The sequence below is a fragment of the Pedobacter sp. GW460-11-11-14-TSB4 genome, assembly GCF_059423705.1.
In genome coordinates this window covers 1-704 of record NZ_JBWKYI010000073.1, presented here as the reverse complement: position 1 = coordinate 704, position 704 = coordinate 1, and the positions used below count along the sequence as shown (strand labels likewise).

Annotated in this window: 1 protein-coding gene; it reads left to right on the top strand. The window is 46.4% G+C overall.

The window, feature by feature from the left end:
• The coding region (locus tag AC07YT_RS25070; RefSeq protein WP_494945587.1) for a hypothetical protein at window positions 1-704 on the top strand (704 nt) is incomplete at both ends.

Here is a 704-nt window from a genome sequence, read left to right as displayed (position 1 = left end):
ACCATTACCAACGGTACAAACGATAGCAATGGTAAAGTAACACTCGATCCGGCAACAGGCGCGGTAAGTGTGGCTGCGAATACCCCAGCTGGTGTTTACACCTTAACTTATACCATCACCGATAAACTGGATGCTTCGAAAACTTCTACTGCAACAGTGAAAGTAACCGTGAATTCAGGTACATTATTGGCGAAGGATGATGCCGGCACTTCAAATTCAGTAACCGGCGGAACAGCGGTTGCCAATGTTTTGGCAAACGATACTTACAACGGAACAACTGTTGCTCCAACTTTGGCTGATGTGACCATCACGAATGGTAGCAACGATAGCAATGGTAAAGTAACACTCGATCCGGCTACAGGCGCAGTAAGTGTGGCTGCGAATACCCCGGCTGGCGTTTATACCTTAACTTATACGATCACCGATAAACTAGATGCTTCGAAAACTTCTACCGCAACGGTGAAAGTAACCGTGGCTTCAGGTACTTTATTGGCTAAAGATGATGCAGGTACTTCAAATTCGGTAACTGGTGGAACGGCAGTAGCTAATGTTTTGACAAATGATACCTACAACGGAACGACTGTTGCTCCGACTTTGGCTGATGTGACCATCACCAACGGTACAAATGATAGCAATGGTAAAGTAACACTCGATCCGGCAACAGGAGCGGTAAGTGTGGCTGCGAATACACCGGCTGGTGTTTA